Annotated in this window: 19 protein-coding genes; 11 read left to right on the top strand and 8 right to left on the bottom strand. The window is 64.4% G+C overall.

What is annotated here, in order from left to right; all coding sequences use genetic code 11:
- Both NKJ17_RS30260 and NKJ17_RS30255 read right to left on the bottom strand, forming a co-directional pair.
- A partial coding sequence (locus NKJ17_RS30260; protein ID WP_352691420.1) for an Hsp20/alpha crystallin family protein occupies window positions 1–461 on the bottom strand: 461 nt, incomplete at its 3' end.
- Between the two features lie 29 nt (window positions 462–490).
- Window positions 491–967 carry an Hsp20 family protein gene (locus NKJ17_RS30255; protein ID WP_254819660.1) on the bottom strand — a complete coding sequence of 159 codons (477 nt, stop codon included), beginning with the start codon at window positions 965–967 and terminating at the stop codon, window positions 491–493.
- A gap of 339 nt (window positions 968–1,306) precedes the next feature.
- On the opposite strand from NKJ17_RS30255, the gene NKJ17_RS30250 reads away from it, so the two are divergent.
- Together NKJ17_RS30250 and NKJ17_RS30245 are read left to right on the top strand one after the other, a co-directional pair.
- The gene (locus NKJ17_RS30250; protein WP_352475551.1) at window positions 1,307–1,519 is read left to right on the top strand and encodes a hypothetical protein; all 213 of its coding nucleotides are present in this window, start codon (window positions 1,307–1,309) and stop codon (window positions 1,517–1,519) included.
- A gap of 136 nt (window positions 1,520–1,655) precedes the next feature.
- Entirely contained in the window at window positions 1,656–1,919 is a 264-nt protein-coding gene (locus NKJ17_RS30245) for a DUF982 domain-containing protein (protein ID WP_254819658.1), read from the top strand.
- 109 nt (window positions 1,920–2,028) lie between these two features.
- Here NKJ17_RS30245 and NKJ17_RS30240 read toward each other — a convergent pair whose 3' ends face one another.
- Window positions 2,029–2,298 carry an usg protein gene (locus NKJ17_RS30240; RefSeq protein ID WP_023718102.1) on the bottom strand — a complete coding sequence of 90 codons (270 nt, stop codon included), beginning with the start codon at window positions 2,296–2,298 and terminating at the stop codon, window positions 2,029–2,031.
- A 364-nt stretch (window positions 2,299–2,662) separates the two neighbouring features.
- Here NKJ17_RS30240 and NKJ17_RS30235 point away from each other — a divergent pair, with 364 nt between their 5' ends.
- The 4 genes from NKJ17_RS30235 to NKJ17_RS34155 all read left to right on the top strand — a co-directional run bounded on the left by NKJ17_RS30235 (window position 2,663) and on the right by NKJ17_RS34155 (window position 5,624).
- Window positions 2,663–2,977: a co-chaperone GroES gene (locus NKJ17_RS30235; protein ID WP_254819656.1), complete on the top strand. Its 315-nt coding sequence runs from the start codon at window positions 2,663–2,665 to the stop codon at window positions 2,975–2,977.
- A gap of 55 nt (window positions 2,978–3,032) precedes the next feature.
- Window positions 3,033–4,664, top strand: a complete 1,632-nt coding sequence (gene groL / locus NKJ17_RS30230) for a chaperonin GroEL (RefSeq protein WP_352507798.1) — start codon at window positions 3,033–3,035, stop codon at window positions 4,662–4,664.
- A 103-nt stretch (window positions 4,665–4,767) separates the two neighbouring features.
- Window positions 4,768–4,983: a hypothetical protein gene (locus NKJ17_RS30225; protein WP_254819654.1), complete on the top strand. Its 216-nt coding sequence runs from the start codon at window positions 4,768–4,770 to the stop codon at window positions 4,981–4,983.
- Window positions 4,980–5,624 (top strand): DUF982 domain-containing protein, encoded by a 645-nt coding sequence (locus NKJ17_RS34155; protein WP_502896260.1) that lies wholly within the window; start codon window positions 4,980–4,982, stop codon window positions 5,622–5,624. Before NKJ17_RS30225 ends, NKJ17_RS34155 begins: the two co-directional genes overlap by 4 nt.
- Before the next feature lie 187 nt (window positions 5,625–5,811).
- On the opposite strand, the gene NKJ17_RS30215 is transcribed toward NKJ17_RS34155, so the two are convergent.
- The 5 genes from NKJ17_RS30215 to NKJ17_RS30195 form a co-directional block, all read right to left on the bottom strand.
- Entirely contained in the window at window positions 5,812–6,309 is a 498-nt protein-coding gene (locus NKJ17_RS30215) for a GNAT family N-acetyltransferase (RefSeq protein ID WP_352507797.1), read from the bottom strand.
- A gap of 46 nt (window positions 6,310–6,355) precedes the next feature.
- Window positions 6,356–7,372 (bottom strand): ABC transporter permease, encoded by a 1,017-nt coding sequence (locus tag NKJ17_RS30210; protein ID WP_352507796.1) that lies wholly within the window; start codon window positions 7,370–7,372, stop codon window positions 6,356–6,358.
- On the bottom strand, window positions 7,369–8,934 hold the full coding sequence (locus tag NKJ17_RS30205; RefSeq protein ID WP_352507795.1) for a sugar ABC transporter ATP-binding protein: 1,566 nt from the start codon (window positions 8,932–8,934) through the stop codon (window positions 7,369–7,371). The genes NKJ17_RS30210 and NKJ17_RS30205 overlap by 4 nt, the downstream gene beginning before the upstream one ends.
- A gap of 238 nt (window positions 8,935–9,172) precedes the next feature.
- Window positions 9,173–10,123 carry a substrate-binding domain-containing protein gene (locus NKJ17_RS30200; RefSeq protein ID WP_352507835.1) on the bottom strand — a complete coding sequence of 317 codons (951 nt, stop codon included), beginning with the start codon at window positions 10,121–10,123 and terminating at the stop codon, window positions 9,173–9,175.
- A gap of 229 nt (window positions 10,124–10,352) precedes the next feature.
- Entirely contained in the window at window positions 10,353–11,360 is a 1,008-nt protein-coding gene (locus tag NKJ17_RS30195) for an aldo/keto reductase (RefSeq protein WP_352507794.1), read from the bottom strand.
- A 183-nt stretch (window positions 11,361–11,543) separates the two neighbouring features.
- On the opposite strand from NKJ17_RS30195, the gene NKJ17_RS30190 reads away from it, so the two are divergent.
- The 5 genes from NKJ17_RS30190 to NKJ17_RS30170 all read left to right on the top strand — a co-directional run bounded on the left by NKJ17_RS30190 (window position 11,544) and on the right by NKJ17_RS30170 (window position 17,518).
- Window positions 11,544–11,768, top strand: a complete 225-nt coding sequence (locus tag NKJ17_RS30190; protein WP_352507793.1) for a hypothetical protein — start codon at window positions 11,544–11,546, stop codon at window positions 11,766–11,768.
- Window positions 11,769–11,923: 155 nt separating this feature from the next.
- Window positions 11,924–14,422 carry a DNA ligase D gene (ligD, locus tag NKJ17_RS30185; protein WP_352507792.1) on the top strand — a complete coding sequence of 833 codons (2,499 nt, stop codon included), beginning with the start codon at window positions 11,924–11,926 and terminating at the stop codon, window positions 14,420–14,422.
- Between the two features lie 231 nt (window positions 14,423–14,653).
- Window positions 14,654–15,568 carry a non-homologous end joining protein Ku gene (gene ku, locus NKJ17_RS30180; protein ID WP_352507791.1) on the top strand — a complete coding sequence of 305 codons (915 nt, stop codon included), beginning with the start codon at window positions 14,654–14,656 and terminating at the stop codon, window positions 15,566–15,568.
- Entirely contained in the window at window positions 15,565–16,659 is a 1,095-nt protein-coding gene (locus NKJ17_RS30175) for a tetratricopeptide repeat protein (RefSeq protein ID WP_352507790.1), read from the top strand. Before ku ends, NKJ17_RS30175 begins: the two co-directional genes overlap by 4 nt.
- A gap of 214 nt (window positions 16,660–16,873) precedes the next feature.
- Window positions 16,874–17,518: an alpha/beta hydrolase family protein gene (locus tag NKJ17_RS30170; RefSeq protein ID WP_352507789.1), complete on the top strand. Its 645-nt coding sequence runs from the start codon at window positions 16,874–16,876 to the stop codon at window positions 17,516–17,518.
- The last annotated feature ends 6 nt before the right edge of the window (window positions 17,519–17,524 follow it).

The following is a 17,524-nucleotide window of genomic DNA, read 5'->3' as shown; positions in this document are numbered from 1 at the left end:
GTCTTCGGCAGCGTCACGCTTAGCACGCCGTTCCGGAACGCGGCGTTGATCTTGTCTTCGTCGACTTCGTAGCCGAGCGGGATACGCCGCTCGAAACGGCCATAGAAGCGTTCGGAGAACTGCCTGTCCTTGTCCTCGGTCTCTTCACGCTTCTCGCCGCGCAGCGTCAGCACACCGTCATCGAGCAGCAGCTCGACGTCTTTCTCGTCCATTCCGGGGATCTCGGCGGTGACGCGGATCTCCTTTTCGCTATCGGAGATTTCGACGCTCGGCCAGCTGGCGCCGGCAGCGGAGAAGCCACCGAGCGACGGCAGCCTCGTGTCGAAGCCGCGGAACGCCTCGTCGAACAGGCGGTTCATTTCGCGATGCAGCGTCAGGAAGGGATCGCGATCGCCGCTGCGGAACAGGCTGGGGGCCTGATTATTCTCCCGGCCCCAGGGAATGAGATCACGAATAGCCATTGCATAGTCTCCTTTCTCGACTGGTTCGTTCAGGCAGCCTGCTTGTTTGCTTCGACCTGCGCGGCCTTCGGCCCGGTCTTCGGCGAGGCGACATCGGTCGCGATGGCGATGCGCCGAGGCTTCATCTCCTCGGGCACCTCACGTACCAGATCGATGCTGAGCAGGCCGTTGTCGAGCGAGGCGCCTGCGACCTTGACGTGATCGGCAAGCTCGAAACGGCGGGTAAAGGGCCGTGTGGCGAGGCCATGATGCAGATACTCCGCGTTGTCCGGCTCCTTATGCTGGCCGGAGACAATCAGGAGGTTGGGTTCATGAATGATTTCGAGGTCGTCCTCGGAAAAGCCAGCGACGGCGATAGTGACGCGGTAGTTGTTCTCGCTGCTGCGCGCGATGTCATAGGGCGGCCAGGCGTCGAAAGCCTGCGGCGCATTTTCCAGCAGGTTGAAGACGCGGTCGAAGCCGATGCTCGACCGATAGAGCGGGGAAAAGTCGAATGCGGTTCTCATAGCTACATCCTCCATCGAGCAACATAGATACGAGGAGCGCCAAAGAGCTGGCGCTCCCTGGTTTCGCCGGCCCCATTTCGGCGACCGGTGCCATCGATTTGGTTATTGTCCGCCGCAAGTCAAGACCCCGATGGCTCTCGCGTTGCCGGTTTTCGGGCCGGTTTTTGGTCGGTTCGGCGAGGCTGCCAATCTACTTGTGAGAGATGTCCGGCAGGAGATTGCCTGTTTGGCTTCAATCGCCAACGCCGAGTTCCCCGGCCGGTTATTGTCTGCCGCAGGTCAAGACCCAGATTCTTGTGTTGCCGGGCCCATTCCCGGCACTCGCAGATGGAGCTGACCATGACACGCGACGAGATCATTTCCGTGCTGGGCCCGGTCGACGACGCCGTTATCGCCGACATTGCGGCGACGGACGGGACGGTCCAGGAATTGCGTGAGGCCCTGGCCTGGATCGCCGCCGACGAGGCGCTGGTGAACGAAGGCCGACCGCTGCCGACGGCAAGAGTAGCGACGCTGATCGAACTGCTGCAAGGGCCGGACGAGGAGGAATAACCGCTGTTGCCGCGATGCTCTTGAACCGCGCAAAGGGACGAACCATGTCCTTCAGCGGCGCCGGCTGGTCGCCGGTGCCGCCAGCATGGCGTTGCTTGCTCAAACAAGAAGACGATCAGAAAACAAGGAGGAAGTGATGGACGACGTCCGCTTCGCCGAGCCGATCACGTTGAAATTCCAATCCAGCGAGCGCAAGGTCGCCAGTAGTTGGGAAGCCATCGAATGCATGCGTCAGCAGTGGCCGGACCGTGCCCGCGGCCGGAGTTGGCGCGCCGCCTATCGGGCCTGCCGCGACGCGCTCGACGGCTGGCGCACCGCGCGAGATGCGCGCAAGGCCTTCGTCAGGGCGGCGCGCAACGCCGGATTGCTCGCCTGCGAGCCTGTCGACCACGCCGGCTAGCCCGGACCCTCCGATATTTGAACTCCAAAACAAGTTGGGGAAAAGGCAACTGCCTTTCCCCCACCGCGAGAGACTTTGCCCGCTGTCTAGCGGCAGATCGGCTTGCTCCTCAGTGGACGGTGATAATGCCGTTTACGGCCCGCCATTCGGAGGGCTGGATCAGGTGATGATGGGCGACGCGCACCGAATGCAGCGGGCCTTCGATTTCGCGCTCCCAGAAATCGAGGAAATGCTTCAGCGTCGGGAAATCGGGGGCAATATCGTATTCCTGCCAGATATAGAGTTGCAGCAGGCTCCGATGATCGGGCAGGCGATAGTGGATCTCCGCCGTGGTAAGACCAAACCCTTGCATCTGGAGCTGAAAGTCCCTGCTGGTCATGCGATCGTCCTTTCCGTTGAAATCTCGGTCCGTTGAAATCTCGGTCTGCAAAACGCCTCGCCTTCCACATAGGTTCCCGCCGCCACGAGCGGCTCCGGACCGGCGGCATTTTGAAATATCGCGCCAAAATTTGAGCCGCACTTTAGCTGAGAGCGGCTAATGTGCGAACGATTACAGTGCATTGGCACTCTCATGCGTCGAGTGCTAAAATTTTTGCGTGACCCTCTTGAAAGCAGAAAAAAGCGCGACTAGTTCGTATGCGCGCGATGCCTGATGAAGGGGTCGCGCACCCCGTGCCGGGCCGATATTGCCGGTTCGGTCAGGAGGATCTTCGAAAATCTGTTTGTCCCGAGAGGAGAACGACATGACGTTCCGTCCATTGCACGACCGTATCCTGGTCCGCCGTATCGAGGTCGACGAGAAGACCGCCGGCGGCATCATCATCCCCGACACCGCCAAGGAGAAGCCGCAGGAGGGCGAGGTCATTGCCGCCGGTCCGGGCGCGCGCGACGACAGCGGCCAATTGCAGCCGCTCGACGTCAAGGTCGGCGACCGCATCCTGTTCGGCAAATGGTCCGGCACCGAGATCAAGCTCAATGGCGAGGATCTGCTCATCATGAAAGAGAGCGACGTGCTGGGCGTTATCGAGGGCGCCGGCGAGATGAAGAAGGCTGCCTGAGTGGGCCTGAACAAGCATTCCAGTCAACGAAGCTGCCTATCGAAGGAGTGATCCAATGGCTGCCAAAGATGTGAAATTTCATACCGAAGCCCGCGAGAAGATGCTGCGCGGCGTCAACATCCTCGCCGACGCGGTGAGGGTGACGCTCGGTCCCAAGGGCCGCAACGTCGTCCTCGACAAGTCGTTCGGCGCCCCGCGCATCACCAAGGACGGCGTCACCGTGGCGAAGGAGATCGAGCTCGAGGACAAGTTCGAGAACATGGGCGCACAGATGGTCCGCGAGGTGGCTTCGAAGACCAGTGACGTCGCCGGCGACGGCACCACGACCGCGACCGTTCTGGCGCAGTCGATCGTCCAGGAAGGCGCTAAGGCGGTTGCCGCCGGCATGAACCCGATGGACCTGAAGCGCGGTATCGACAAGGCGGTCGAAGCCGTCGTCGCCGAACTCAAGGCCAATGCCCGCAAGGTGACCAGGAACGACGAAATCGCCCAGGTCGGCACCATCTCGGCCAATGGCGACGCCGAGATCGGCCGCTTCCTCGCCGAAGCGATGGAAAAGGTCGGCAATGAGGGCGTCATTACCGTCGAAGAAGCCAAGACCGCCGAGACGGAGCTCGAAGTCGTCGAAGGCATGCAGTTCGACCGCGGCTATCTCAGCCCCTATTTCATCACCAATCAGGACAAGATGCGCGTCGAGCTCGACGAGCCCTATGTGCTGATCCACGAGAAGAAGCTGTCCAACCTGCAGGCGCTGCTTCCGGTGCTGGAGGCGGTGGTGCAGTCGTCCAAGCCGCTGCTGATCATCGCCGAGGACGTCGAGGGCGAGGCGCTGGCGACGCTGGTCGTCAACAAGCTGCGCGGCGGCCTGAAGGTCGCGGCCGTCAAGGCACCGGGCTTCGGCGATCGCCGCAAGGCCATGCTGGAGGATATTGCCATCCTGACCGGCGGCACGGCAATCAGCGAGGATCTCGGCATCAAGCTCGAGAACGTCACGCTCAACATGCTCGGCCGCGCCAAGAAGGTGGTGGTCGAGAAGGAAAACACCACGATCGTCGACGGTGCCGGCTCGAAGAGCGAAATCCAGGGCCGGGTCTCCCAGATCAAGGCGCAGATCGAGGAGACCACCTCCGACTATGATCGCGAGAAGCTGCAGGAGCGGCTGGCCAAGCTCGCCGGTGGCGTCGCCGTCATCCGCGTCGGTGGCTCGACCGAGATAGAGGTCAAGGAGCGCAAGGATAGGGTCGACGACGCCATGCATGCCACCCGTGCCGCGGTCGAGGAGGGCATCCTGCCCGGCGGTGGCGTGGCGCTGCTGCGGGCGGCAAAGGCGCTCGACAATATTCAGGTCGACAATCCCGACCAGAAGACCGGTGTCGAAATCGTGCGGCGCGCGATCGAGGCTCCGGTGCGCCAGATTGCCGAAAATGCCGGCGCCGAAGGCTCGATTATCGTCGGCAAGCTGCGCGAAAAGCAGGAGTTCTCGTTCGGCTGGAACGCGCAGACCGGCGACTATGGCGATCTCTTCGGCCAGGGCGTCATCGATCCGGCCAAGGTGGTGCGCACCGCTCTGCAGGATGCCGCTTCCGTCGCCGGCCTGCTGGTGACGACCGAGGCGATGGTGGCCGAGAAGCCGAAGAAGGAAGCTGGCGCGCCGGCAATGCCCGGCGGTGGCGGCATGGACTTCTAAAGCCAGGCTTCCAAAGCGCGACTTCGAAACGGCAGATGGACCGTGTCCGCCAAAAGCGGGCACGGTCTTGCCGGTCCGGGACTAATGCTGAGCAGGTGTTGCCATGGATATGATGGACAGTTTTGGAAAGATCGCGGCGCCGACCCGCCCGAAAAACGATTTCAACTATGAAGCCGACTGCAGGGCGGCGCTGGCGCCTTTGGTCGACGGCTTGCTGGATATGGCCGAGTCGGCCGGCTGGGACCGCCGCAAGGCGGCCTACACGCTGATGTTTCTATCGGCTCAACGCGTGGGGGCCGGCACGGAGGAGCGCAAATGATCGCGGCGCGGATGCGCGAATGCCTGCGCCTGCTGCGGTGGTCGGAAAACGATTTCGCCGAAGAGGCGGGATACCCGCTCGCCAAGGCAAAGGCGTGGCTCTACGGGCGCGAACATCCGCCGCTGGGCGTGGCGGCCTGGCTCGAAGCGCTGGTCAAGGTGCATCGGCTGCTGCCGCGGCCGGGCATGCCCCCGATTGCGTCCAACTCGCAGATCGGTGGCATCGTTCTGCAGGCGGCCCTCGAGGATCGAAGCGCCCGCGCGGTGGAGTTCCGAAAGGAGCCGATTGAGCCAGGAAAGGAGAGTGTCATGGATCGTGCTTCGTTCGACAAGCCGGTTAATATCCTCACCGGCCTCGGTACACCGACGAAGATAGAAAGCGCGGCTGAGGCCTATGCACTTTTGGCTGAATGGCCGGCAACGAGCCGGACGGCCGCGCATGACATCGCCGCAAAAGCGTGCCGTGCAGCACTGGAAGGAGAGATCGACGCCGAAACGGCGCGCGCCACCTTCGTTGCCTTCGCCCGCCGCAACGACCTGCTTGCGCCGCAGACGAACGGGATGGTTGCCGGCGAGAGCGTTGCTGGCGCGACCGTTGCCGACTGGGCAACGCGCCCACAGCGCGTCAACGCCCCGGCCTGAGCGAGTGCCAATCTCCCTCCTTGAGGGGGAGATGTCGCCGAAGGCGACAGAGGGGGTCGGTACGTCCTGGCGCGACGCCATATTGGACGAAAGAGAAAGTTGGCGCCTCACGCGCGGCGCCCCCCTCTGTCCTGTCGGACATCTCCCCCTCAAGGGGGGAGATTACGCGCTCAGCCGCTTTCGCTTGCTAAGCCATCGGCAGCAGCCGGCGCATGATCAGCGAGGCGTGGCCGCCCACGCCGTGTGCAGCCGGCCGGCGCTCGACGACCTCGAAGCCGTGCTTGCGATAGAAGGCGATTGCGCGGTCGTTGCCCTCGATCACTTCCAGGGCGATGCTGGGAATACCCGCATGCGCGGCAAGAACGGCATGCAGCAGGTCGGCGGCAAGGCCGGTGCCGTACTCGCTTTTGTCTATATGGAGCCGCTCGAGCATGACCTCGCCCTTGTCGTCCATCGCTGCCATCGCATAACCGGCGAGCGAGCTGTCAGCCCGCTCGGCGACGAAGGACATCTTGTTGTCGTCCCCGAGCTCGGACGCCAGCCGCTCCGGCGCGTGCCTCTCATCCGACAGCCGTGCCGTGGTCGCGGCACCCAGGATCGGCGAATAGGTCTGTCGCCAGGACCCTCCAAGCAGCCGCGACACCGCCGGAACATCCTGTTCGGTCATGGTTCTTATTTGAGGCATCGCCACCTGCCGTGCAGTTTATGGCACCGCAGCGTTCGCTCGGCCATCACCGCATTACCCGCGATTTCAGCCAGCGGTCGAAGGCCACGGCGAGGATGAGGATCAGGCCGATGACGATGCTTTGCGTGTAGGACGAGACGTTGTTGAACTGCAGCCCATTCTGCAAGACGCCGATCAGTCCTGCACCGACCACCGTGCCGCCGACGCTGCCGATGCCGCCGAACAGCGAGGTGCCGCCGATAACGACCGCCGAGATCACCGTCAGCTCGTAGCCGATGCCGGCGACGGCTTCGGAGGAGTTGAGCCGCGCCGACAAAACGAAGGCGGCAAGGCCGGCGAAGAAGCCGACGATGATGTAGACCGAGATCAGGATGCGGTCGACGCGCAGGCCGGAGAGGCGCGCGGCCTCGGCATTGCCGCCGACTGCGTAGACCGCGCGGCCGTAGCGCGTGTAGCGCAGCACGATGTGGCAAAGGATGGCGGCAATCGCGAAGATGATCGCCGGCACCGGTACCGGGCCGATCAGGCCGGTACCGAACCAGCGCATCGAGGCGTCGAAGCCGGAGATCGGGCCACCATTGGAGATGGTCAAGGTCAGGCCGCGAAACACGGTTAGGCCGCCGAGCGTGACGACGAAGGGCGGCACTTTCAGCCTGGTGATGGCAAAGCCCTGGACGCCGCCGGCCACGGCGCCGACGACGACGGCGGCGAGAAGGGCGGCGAACCAGCCATAGCCCTGCGTGCCCGTTGTCGACAGCGACAGCGTGTTGGCGGTGCCGCCTTTGGCCACCACCGCCGCGACCATGCCGCAGAAGGCGAGCAGCGAGCCGACCGACAGGTCGATGCCGGCGGTGAGGATGACGAAGGTCATGCCGAGCGCGATCAGGCCGGTGATCGAGATCTGGCGCATGATGTTGAACAGGTTGATCGGGTCGATGAAGCTCGGCTTCAGCACAGTGAAGACGACGATCAGCAACGCCAGGAACATCAGCGGGCCGAAGCTCATCAGCAGGCGCGCAATATTGACGCCACCGCGCTGGCTCCGTTCGGTCGTACTGGTCATTGCGTTGCTTCCTGCTTCTGGTCGAGCGCCATCAGTTCCATCAGTTTCTCCTCGGTCGCCTCGACGCCGGGCATCTCGCCGGTAATGCGCCCGCGCCGCATGGTGACGATCCTGTCCGACACTGCAAGCACCTCGGGCAGCTCCGAAGAGATCATCATGATGGCGATGCCGCGCGCGGCGAGTTCCACCAGGATCTGGTGCACTTCCGCCTTGGCGCCGACATCGACGCCGCGCGTCGGTTCATCGACGATCAGCACCTTGGGATCGCGCGCCAGCCAGCGGGCAAGGATCACCTTCTGCTGGTTACCGCCGGACAGGCCCTCGATCGCCTGCTCGGGCGAAGCCATGCGGATCGACAGCATCTTCCTGTAGTTCGCCAGCGCCTCGCGTTCGCGCCGCTCGGCCATGAAACCGACACTGGAGTAGCGGTCGAGCGCGGCGATCGAGAAATTGGTGAGGATGGCGAGTGCTGCGAAGATTGCCTGGTGCTTGCGGTCCTCCGGCACCAGGCCGATGCCGAGCTCGATGGCGTCGGCGGGTGATGCCGGCGCGATCGGCTTGCCGTCGAGCATGATGGTGCCGGCGGCAATGCGGTCGGCACCGAAGATGGCGCGGGCGAGCTCGGTGCGGCCGGAACCGACGAGCCCGGCGACGCCGAGGATTTCGCCCGCCTTGAGGTCGAGATCGACGCCTTCGAGTACGATGGCGTGCGGCGCCTGCGGATCGCGCACCGTGCGCAGGCCGCGCACAGAGAGCCGGACGTCGCCGGCGACATCGCGCTGCGTCGGCCTGGCATAGAGCTCGGAAGCGGCACGGCCGACCATCTTCTCGATGATCTTCGGCAGCCTGATCGGCCCGCCTTCGCGGTCGAGATGGCCGGCCAGCCTGCCGTCGCGCAGCACGGTCATACGGTCGCAGATCGCCGATGCCTCCTCCAGCCGGTGGGTGACGAACATGATGGCGACGCCATCCTTGCGCAGCCGGTCCATGATCGACATCAGCCTGTGCACTTCGGTCTCGGTCAGCGCCGAGGTCGGCTCGTCCATGATGATCAAGCGGCTCTTCAGCGATAGCGCGCGGGCGATCTCGACCAGCTGCTGCTCGGCCACCGACAGTGCGGAAACCGGCGTCGCCGGGTCGAGATTGAGCCCGACGCGAGCGATGATCGTGCGGGAATCTTCCTCCATTCGCCGCCAACTGACCAGCCCGAACCGGCCGAGCGGCGCGCGGCCGATGAAGATATTCTCCGCCACGGTCAGCGTCGGGATCAGGCTCAGCTCCTGGTAGATTGTTACGATGCCGTGGCGCTTGGCATCCTGCGGATTGTGCGGGCTGAATTCGACACCGTCGAAGACGATGCGGCCGCTGGACGGCGGCATCACGCCGGACAGGATCTTGAGCAGCGTCGATTTGCCCGCTCCGTTCTCGCCGAGCAGGCCGAGGATCTCGCCGGGGCGGACTTCAAGCGAAACGTCGTTCAGCGCGGTGACGCCGGCAAAGCGCTTGGTCACGCCCTCGACGGCGAGCAGGGCGGGCGATGGCGCAATGGCTTCGACTGGCAAAGGATGCTCCTTGAATTGTGGTCCACCCGAAAGGCCACGGGACAGCGCCCCTCTCTGTCGTGCCGGACATCTCCCCCTCCAGGGGGGAGATCGGATGTCACCCAGGCTTTCGCTACTCCGGCGTTGAAGAGAAGGCGACGCGTTGAAACTGCCAATCTCCCCCCTTGAGCGGGAGATGCCCGGCAGGGCAGAGGGGGCGCGACAGAACGCTGCTTTTGGCGCTGTGCGCCCTCGGCGCTTACTTCGTCTCGCCCAGCCTCTCCGCCTTGTCGAGATTGTCCTTGCCGATGACGATCGGCGTCAAAAGCACCAGCTTTTCCTTCGGCTCGGTCTTGTCCCTGGCGTAGGCGACCGCGATCTGCACCGCAGTGCGCGATTGTTCGCCGGGGAATTGCTCGACCGTTCCGGCCAGCTTGCCGTCGCGCACGGCGACCAGCGCTTCGGGAAGCGCGTCGAAGCCGTAGATCTTGACGTCGGTGAAGTTGCGCGCCGCGCAGGCTTCAACCGCGCCAAGCGCCATGTCGTCATTGGCGCAGATGATCGCGTCGGGCTTGCCGTTGGCCGCAAGGCCGGCCTCGGTGACGGACAGCGCCTCGGCGCGGGCGAAGTTGGCGGTCTGCTCGAAGATGATCTGGTACTTGTCCTTCATCGGATCGAGGACATTGTGCACACCCTTGTTGCGGTCGATCGCCGGGCCGGCACCGGGCTGGCCCTGCAGATGGAAGATCTTGGCGCCGTTCGGGAACGCCGCCACCATGGCCTGCGCTTCGGCCTCGCCGCCTTTGACATTGTCGGCGCCGACATGGGCGAGGATGCCCTCGACGCCGTCGACGCGGCGGTCGATGGTGACGACGGGAACGCCGGCCTTGACCGCTTCTTCGATGGCTGGGGCCAGCGCGTTGACGTCGAGCGGCGAGATGACGATGGCGTTGACCTTCTGCACGAGTGCCGCCTCGATGTCGGCGGTCTGCTTGGGCGCCGAGTTCTGGCCGTCGCTCTCGATCAGGTTGACGCCCTGCGCCTGGGCTTCCGCCTTGATCTGGTTCAGCATGTGCACGAAGAACGGAAAGCCGAGGCTCGGCACCGAGCCGAGGATGGTCAGCTTGTCCTGGGCAAAAGCCAGTTGCGGAGCGGCCACCGCCAGGGCGCCCATCGCCGCGGTCGACAGCAGGAATTCACGTCTGTTGATCAATTTAGTCTCCTCCCAGATGAGCGCACGACCCCGGAACCGGAATGGGTTTTCCGGAAGGTTCCTTGCGTCGATTCAAAAATGGAGTGTCCTTCGAGCGCCCAACTCGTGTTTGAAGGGACGCAACGGCGCTCCAGCCGGTCCACCGCGACGTTCTCCTCCGCTCGGTGCCTGCCCAAGGATGCTAACCAAGGCCGGAGCTTTGCGCAAGAACGGGAGAAGGCAAGACCTACCGATCGATCATCACCATGGTGCGCTCGCCGTAGCGCGGACCGGCGACCTTGCCCGGCGCCAATGCGTCGTCGAGCACCTGCATCTCGGCTGTGTCGAGCTTGATCGAAGCCGCGGCGACGTTCTCCTCGAGGTACTTTCGGCGCTTGGTGCCGGGGATCGGCACGATGTCGATGCCGAAGCCGCTCCCCTTGTGGAGCAGCCAGGCCAGAGCAATCTGGCCTGGCTTGACGCGCTTGGCCGCGGCGATGTCGAGTACCATGGCTGCCGCCTGCATGTTGGCGTCATAGTTGGCGCCCTGGTAGCGCGGGTCGCCGCGCCGGTAATCGCCCTCTGGATAGTCTTCGGCGCGCCTGACGTCGCCGGTGAGAAAGCCGCGGCCGAGCGGCGAGAACGGCACCAGGCCGATGCCGAGCTCCTTCAGCAGCGGAATGATTTCCGGTTCCAGATTGCGCTCCCATAGCGAGTATTCGCTCTGCACTGCCGACACCGGATGAACGGCATGCGCCCGGCGGATGTTGGCGGCACCGGCTTCCGACAGGCCGAAGAAGCGAACCTTGCCCTGAGCGATCAGCTCGCCGACAGCACCCGCCACATCCTCGAGCGGCACCGCCGGATCGACGCGGTGCTGATAGAGGAGGTCGACATGGTCGGTGGCAAGCCTTCTCAGCGAACCTTCCAAAGCCTCGCGGATATGTTCGGGCCGGCTGTCGCGCTCGGTGCCGACTTGCTTGCCGTTTTCGATGCGGAAACCGAACTTCGTCGCGATCGTCACTTCATCGCGCCGGCCCTTCAGCGCGCGGCCGAGCAGCTCCTCGTTAGCGTACGGCCCGTAGACTTCCGCGGTGTCGAGGAAGGTGCAGCCGAGTTCGATGGCGCGGTGCAGCGTGGCGGTCGATTCCGCCTCGTCGGCCGGGCCGTAGGACTGGCTCATGCCCATGCAGCCGAGACCGATTGCCGAGACTTGCAGGCCCTGGCTGCCGAGTTTGCGCATCGTCAATGTCATGTGAAGCTCTCCGGATCAGCATCGCGTTCCAAGCCGCCAGGGCAATATAGCGCACCGGCTCGGTTTCCACAGATCGGGAGGCGCCACCGCGCGCGGCTCGCAGCGACCGCCAAATTGACAGCCGACACGCTCTCGGCCATCCTTAAGGCACGCCGCCTTGCGGCTTGTGCGTGAGTGACCAGCATGGCCAGTTCCGTCGCCAGTCAGAAATCCAAGCGCGCCGCGGTGCGGAACGCGCTCGACCGCCACAAGGTGTACATCACTGCGCAGCGTTTTTCGGCCGGCAGCTACAGCGCGCGCGTGCTGGTCGATGGCGAGGCCTATTGGGTCGACGAATTCCGGCTCTGCCAGCTGCAGCAGGGCCTGTCGCCGGCCGAACTCGAATTGACACCGGCCACCGACGATTGAGCGGCGTGACCTCCCATCCTTCGTCATCCCAGGGCGGAGCAGGAGCGAAGCTGCGTCGCGGAGACCCTGGGATCGATGCCGTGACATTGGAGCGCCGCTGCGATGGGATTTTGATGCTGCGCTCGTTGCTTTTGCCCGCCACCTACGTCTAGTCCATGCCAGCTCCTTCGAAGCTCAAGGCCTATCGCGCGAAGCGCGAGTTCACGAGGACGCCGGAACCCGCCGGCGGGCTGGTTGCCGGGGAAGGCAACCGCTTCGTCGTTCACAAGCACCACGCCACCGCCGACCACTACGACCTTCGCCTCCAGGTCGGCGACGTGCTGAAGAGCTGGGCGGTGCCGCGCGGCCCCTCGCTCAATCCGGCCGATAAAAGGCTGGCGGTCGAGACCGAGGACCATCCGCTCGAATATATCGACTTCGAAGGTGTCATTCCCGAAGGCGAATATGGCGGCGGGCCGATGATCGTCTGGGATACCGGCGTCTGGGCGCCGATGGACGACGTCGAGAAGAGCCTGCGCACCGGCTCCTTCAAGTTCCGCCTCGCCGGCGAGAAGCTGAATGGCGGCTGGATGCTGACGCGGCTGAAACCGAAGCCCGGCGAGGATGAGGGCAAGAAGAACTGGCTGCTGCTCAAGGAGCGTGATCTGGCCGCCGACGCCAAGCTCGACATATTGGAAGCCCGGCCGGAAAGCGTCAAATCCGGACGCCGCATCGAGGAACTGGTGGCAACGCCGAAGCCGGCCGCCAAGCCTGCCAAGCCGGTGGTGCTGAAGCCAGGTGCATTGCCGGGCGCCGTCAAGGCGCCGCCGCCCACCCGCATCGAGCCGCAACTGGCGACGCAGGTTTCGAAACCGCCGGGCGGCGAAGGTCCCGCGGAAAAAACGCGCGAAGCCTGGCTGCACGAGATCAAGTTCGACGGCTACCGCACCATGGCGCATGTTTCCGACGGGAAGGTCAGGCTGATCACCCGCGCCGGCCTCGACTGGACGAAGCGCTATGGCGACCTGCCGCTTGCCTTCGCCAGGCTGCCCTGCCGCGAGGCGATCATCGACGGCGAGGTCGTCGCGCTCGACGCCAAGGGCATCAGCCGCTTTGCCCTTTTGCAGGATGCGCTGGCCGAAGGCGCCGGCAACAAGCTCCACTTCTATGCCTTCGACCTCCTCTATCTCGACGGCTGGGACCTGAGGCAAGTGCCGCTCCGCCGGCGCAAGACGCTGCTTTCGCAGCTGCTGTCCGGTCTTGGCGCCAACTCCGCCATCCAGTACAGCGATCACGCCGAGGGCGACGGCCAGGCGCTTTATGACCAGGCATCGGAAATGGGGCTGGAGGGCGTCGTCTCGAAACGTGCTACGGCGGTCTACCAGAGCGGCCGCACCAAGACCTGGACCAAGACCAAGGCGCTTCAGACCGGCGATTTCGTTATCGCCGGCTACACTGTCTCCGACGCGGCCGAGGGGCTGGCCGCACTCGGTCTCGGCGAATTCGAGGATGGCGAGCTGCACTATCGCGGCAAGGTCGGCACCGGCTTCGACGCCGCCACCGCCGGCGAGTTGCTGGCGCGGCTGGAGCCGTTGCGCGCCGGGGCGTCCGCGCCGGAAGGTGTTCCGCGCGAAATCATGCGCGAGATGAAGTGGGTGCGGCCGCTGCTTTCGGCGCATATCCACTACGCCAACCGGACCACCGACAATGCGCTGCGCCATGCCGTGTTCCGCGGCCTGCGCGACGTCGGCCTGTCGACGCCGGTTTCGGCCAAGCGCAAGCGGCTGATCGCCGAGGCCGACCTCGCAACCATCTGGGTGACCAACCCGACGCGGCGGCTGTTCGGCAAGACCGGCCCGACCAAGCTCGACATTGCCGTCTATTACGCGCTGGTCGGCGATTTCATGCTGCCGCACATTCTCGGCCGGCCGGTGTCGCTGGTGCGCTGCCCGACCGGCAGACCGCAGGACTGTTTCTTCCAGCGCCATGCCTTCACCGGCATGCCGTCATCCGTGGCGACCTTCGAGGCGACCAACTCCGAGGGCGAGACCAAATCCTATCTCTCGGTGGAAGACGCCAAGGGCTATCTGGCGCTGGCGCAGTTCGGCGTCGTCGAGTTCCACACCTGGGGCACCCATCGCACGCGGCTCGACAAGCCTGACTTGATCGTTTTCGATCTCGACCCGGGCGAGGGGATCGCCTGGCGCGACGTGGTGGAGGCGGCGGTGCATATTCGCAGCGAGCTCGAAGCGCTAGGGCTGGTGCCGTTCGCCAAGACCTCCGGGGGCCACGGCATCCACATCACCGTGCCGGTGACACAAAAGCAGAACTGGAAGAAACTGCATCAGGCGACCAGCGCCATCTCCACGCATCTTGCCGCCACCGCGCCCGACACTTTCACCACCACCATGGGCAAGGATAACCGCAAGCGGCGCATCTTCATCGACTATCACCGCAATGCGCGCGGCCACACCTCGGCGGCTCCCTATTCGCTGCGCGCCCGCACCAATTTGCCGGCCTCGACACCGGTGAGCTGGAGCGACCTGGAATCCGTCGACGCCCCGCAGGACCTGAATTATTCGTCACTGCCGGGCCTGCTGGCGACGTCAGGCGACCCTTGGGCCGACATGGAAGATTTCGCCCGGGATTTGCCGTTGATAGCCACCGCGAGGTAGTTCTGCGGGCCCCAGACTCCATCGACGCTCCGGAAAATTTGAATTATTCTTCGCCATGGACCTCTTGCGTGCAGGCGGCTCTCAGCGGAGGAAGATTTCGCTAGGGATTTGCCGGTATTGTAAGGGCCCGGTATTGTAAGGGCAATGTAGGATTTCGGCAGTCCCGTTCGTCCTCCGGACGAATGAACGCTGCGAACTGTTCGACAGCACAAGGCCGCGTAGGAGTATTTCATGGCGCCCAGGGCAAGTTGGAAAGGTTACCTCAAGCTCAGTCTGGTCAGCTGTCCGGTCCGGCTCCATCCGGCGACCAGCGCCAGCGAACGCATCAGCTTCAACCAGCTGCACAAGAAGACGCACAACCGCATCAACATGAAGCCGGTCGACCCCGAGCTCGGGCTGGTCGAGCGTTCGGACCTGGTCAAGGGCTACGAATACGAGGACAAGCAGTACATCATCATCGAGGACTCCGATCTCGATGCGGTGCGCATCGAATCCAACCATACGATGAACATCGAGGCTTTTGTCGACGAGCATTCGGTCGACGTCATCTATCAGGACGCGCCCTATTACCTGGCGCCGGATGGCGCAATGGCCGAGGAGACCTTTGCCGTGCTGCGCGAAGCGATGCGCAAATCGGGCAAGCTGGCGATCGCCCGCCTTGTGCTGTCCAGTCGCGAGCGCGTCGTGACGATCGGCGCGCGCGAGAACGGCATGTTCGTCTGCACCTTGAGGAATCCGAACGAAGTGCGTGGCACGGCTGAATATTTCGGCAATATCCCGGCCGGAAACCCCGATCCCGAAATGCTGCAATTGGCCGAAGCGCTGATCAAGCAGAAGGAAACCACCTTCGATCCAAAGAATTACGAGGACCGCTACGAGATCGCGCTGATGGCGATGATCCGCGAGAAGCTCAAGGGCCACAAGCCTATCATCGCGGCGGCGCCTGAGCGCGGCAATGTCATCAACCTCATGGATGCGCTGAAGGCGAGCCTGTCGCAATCGGCCAAGCCGCCGGCCAAGTCCAAGAGCAAGGCCGATGAAACGGCCAAGCCCGCGGCGAAATCCGCCAAGGCCGGCGCCGCCGCGGCCAAGGAAAACCCGCTCAAGGCGAACCTTCTCAAAGCCGTCGGCAAGAGCAAGGCGTGACGGCTCTCGCCGGCACGGTCTTCGGCATCGTCGGCGCGCTGGCGGCCTTCCCGCTCAGGCTGGCGGCGCGTGAGGTCGAGCGCCGGCACGGCCAGTTGCGGCGCGGCGTCACTCGGCGCACCACACATGTCGTGTTGGGCCGCATGTTGCTCGCCAGGGCCGGCGATACCGAGATTGAACGCCGCGTCGTCACCGAGCGCGCGGCCGGGCGCAAGCTGGTCAGCGAGAACGGCTTCCTGCGCCTGCTCGGGCTGATGAAAGCGCCGGAGGCTTCGGCGCTGTCGCGGCAGTCCCTGATCGACCAGTCGCGGCTGACCGGCGCGGATCTCGACCTTTTGTCGCTGTTCGATGCCTTCGAGCATGATTGCGAACCGTATTCCTTTCGCGACCTGATCCTCGCCCGCAAATATGCCGGGCTGGTTGCCGGCGGCGCCTCATGGGGGGCGATCGCGCGCTCTGTGCATCGCTCGGGCCCGGTCGCCTCGCTCACCGCCAAGTCGCTCGCCGTCGGCTCGCAGCATGGGCGGGCCAACGCGATCTATCTCGAGGGAGGCCAGAGCGAACTTGACGGCCAGCTGCTGTTCGATCTGGGAACGCAGGATGACGACACGCTGGAAGAGCTGTTCGCCGATGCCGAGGCGGCGGAAGAGGCTGAAGACCACGAGCAGGCGGCGGCACTCTACCAGCGCTGCCTGGCCATCGACCCGAGCGATGCCATCGCCGCCTTCAACCGCGCCAACTGCCTGCGCGCGGCCGGCCACGCGGCCGAGGCGGCGCACGACTATGCCCGCGCGATAAAGCTCGATCCCGGCTTCGTCGAGGCCTGGTTCAATCTTGCCGGGCTGATGAGCGAAGAGGGGCGGGTAGCCTCGGCGCGCCGCCATTTGCTGAAGGCTATCGCACTCGATCCCAATTATGCCGACGCGGTGTTCAACCTTGCGAGGCTGGAGTTCGACGCCGGCAATCTCGCCGAGGCGCGGCGTCGCTGGGTGCGCTATCTCGAGCTCGACGCCAATTCCGAATGGGCGCGTATGGCGGCCAAGGGGATACAGTTCGTGGATTTGCAGCTGGCGCGGAAATCGGCGGGATAGGTGGTTCAATGACCGCGCTTGAACACCCCCCTCTGTCCTGCCGGACATCTCCCCCTCAAGGGGGGAGATCGGCAGCTCCGGCGCCCCGCGTGCCTTTCAGCTTTGGTGGTTGGCGAAAACGCCGACGCCATCCAATCTCCCCCCTTGAGGGGGAGATGTCCGGCAGGACAGAGGGGGGTGCGAAGGATCTCGGCCTTCATCTGCGGGCCACCCCATGACCACCTTCCTCTTCGACGGCCCCGACACCGCCGCCATCACCATCCTGCTCGCGCATGGCGCAGGCGCTCCTATGGACTCGCCCTCGCTGACAGCCACGGCAAAAGCGCTCGCCGCGGCCGGTTTCCGCGTCGCGCGCTTTGAATTCCACTACATGGCCGCCCGCCGCTACGGCCATCGCAAGCCGCCGCCGCGCGCCGAGACGGTTAACCCGGAATACGTCAAGGCGATCGCCGACCTCCGGGCGAAGGGCGTGGAGGGTCCGCTCATCATCGGCGGCAAGTCGATGGGCGGACGCGTCGCTTCGATGATCGCCGACGAGATGTTTTCGAAGGGCGAGATCTCGGGCCTGCTTTGCCTCGGCTACCCCTTCCATCCGCCGGACAAACCGACGCAGCTTCGGACAAAGCACCTCGCCGATCTCAAGACGCCGACATTGATCCTCCAGGGCACGCGCGACGAGTTCGGGACCAAAGACGAGGTCGCGACCTATGCTCTGTCCGAGGCGATCGAGATCCTCTGGCTGGAAGATGGCGACCATGATCTGAAGCCGCGCAAAAACATCTCCGGCTTCTCCACCGCCGATCATCTGAAGACGCTCGCTGATGCAGTGAAGGCGTGGACCGAACGCATCGTGCGCTGAAGCAGG

Origin of the sequence: Mesorhizobium sp. M0208, from assembly GCF_040322015.1 — a bacterium.
In the GTDB taxonomy this organism is placed as follows: Bacteria; Pseudomonadota; Alphaproteobacteria; order Rhizobiales; family Rhizobiaceae; genus Mesorhizobium.
The sequence above is the reverse complement of the archived record's forward strand: the minus strand, read 5'-3'. Positions and strand labels throughout refer to the sequence as shown.

Coding starts and splice junctions, on each gene's coding strand:
- NKJ17_RS30255 (WP_254819660.1), bottom strand. CDS start 967: ATGAGAACCGCATTCGACTTTTCCCCGCTCTATCGGTCGAGCATCGGC.
- NKJ17_RS30250 (WP_352475551.1), top strand. CDS start 1,307: ATGACACGCGACGAGATCATTTCCGTGCTGGGCCCGGTCGACGACGCC.
- NKJ17_RS30245 (WP_254819658.1), top strand. CDS start 1,656: ATGGACGACGTCCGCTTCGCCGAGCCGATCACGTTGAAATTCCAATCC.
- NKJ17_RS30240 (WP_023718102.1), bottom strand. CDS start 2,298: ATGACCAGCAGGGACTTTCAGCTCCAGATGCAAGGGTTTGGTCTTACC.
- NKJ17_RS30235 (WP_254819656.1), top strand. CDS start 2,663: ATGACGTTCCGTCCATTGCACGACCGTATCCTGGTCCGCCGTATCGAG.
- groL (WP_352507798.1), top strand. CDS start 3,033: ATGGCTGCCAAAGATGTGAAATTTCATACCGAAGCCCGCGAGAAGATG.
- NKJ17_RS30225 (WP_254819654.1), top strand. CDS start 4,768: ATGGATATGATGGACAGTTTTGGAAAGATCGCGGCGCCGACCCGCCCG.
- NKJ17_RS34155 (WP_502896260.1), top strand. CDS start 4,980: ATGATCGCGGCGCGGATGCGCGAATGCCTGCGCCTGCTGCGGTGGTCG.
- NKJ17_RS30215 (WP_352507797.1), bottom strand. CDS start 6,309: ATGCCTCAAATAAGAACCATGACCGAACAGGATGTTCCGGCGGTGTCG.
- NKJ17_RS30210 (WP_352507796.1), bottom strand. CDS start 7,372: ATGACCAGTACGACCGAACGGAGCCAGCGCGGTGGCGTCAATATTGCG.
- NKJ17_RS30195 (WP_352507794.1), bottom strand. CDS start 11,360: ATGACATTGACGATGCGCAAACTCGGCAGCCAGGGCCTGCAAGTCTCG.
- NKJ17_RS30190 (WP_352507793.1), top strand. CDS start 11,544: ATGGCCAGTTCCGTCGCCAGTCAGAAATCCAAGCGCGCCGCGGTGCGG.
- ligD (WP_352507792.1), top strand. CDS start 11,924: ATGCCAGCTCCTTCGAAGCTCAAGGCCTATCGCGCGAAGCGCGAGTTC.
- ku (WP_352507791.1), top strand. CDS start 14,654: ATGGCGCCCAGGGCAAGTTGGAAAGGTTACCTCAAGCTCAGTCTGGTC.
- NKJ17_RS30170 (WP_352507789.1), top strand. CDS start 16,874: ATGACCACCTTCCTCTTCGACGGCCCCGACACCGCCGCCATCACCATC.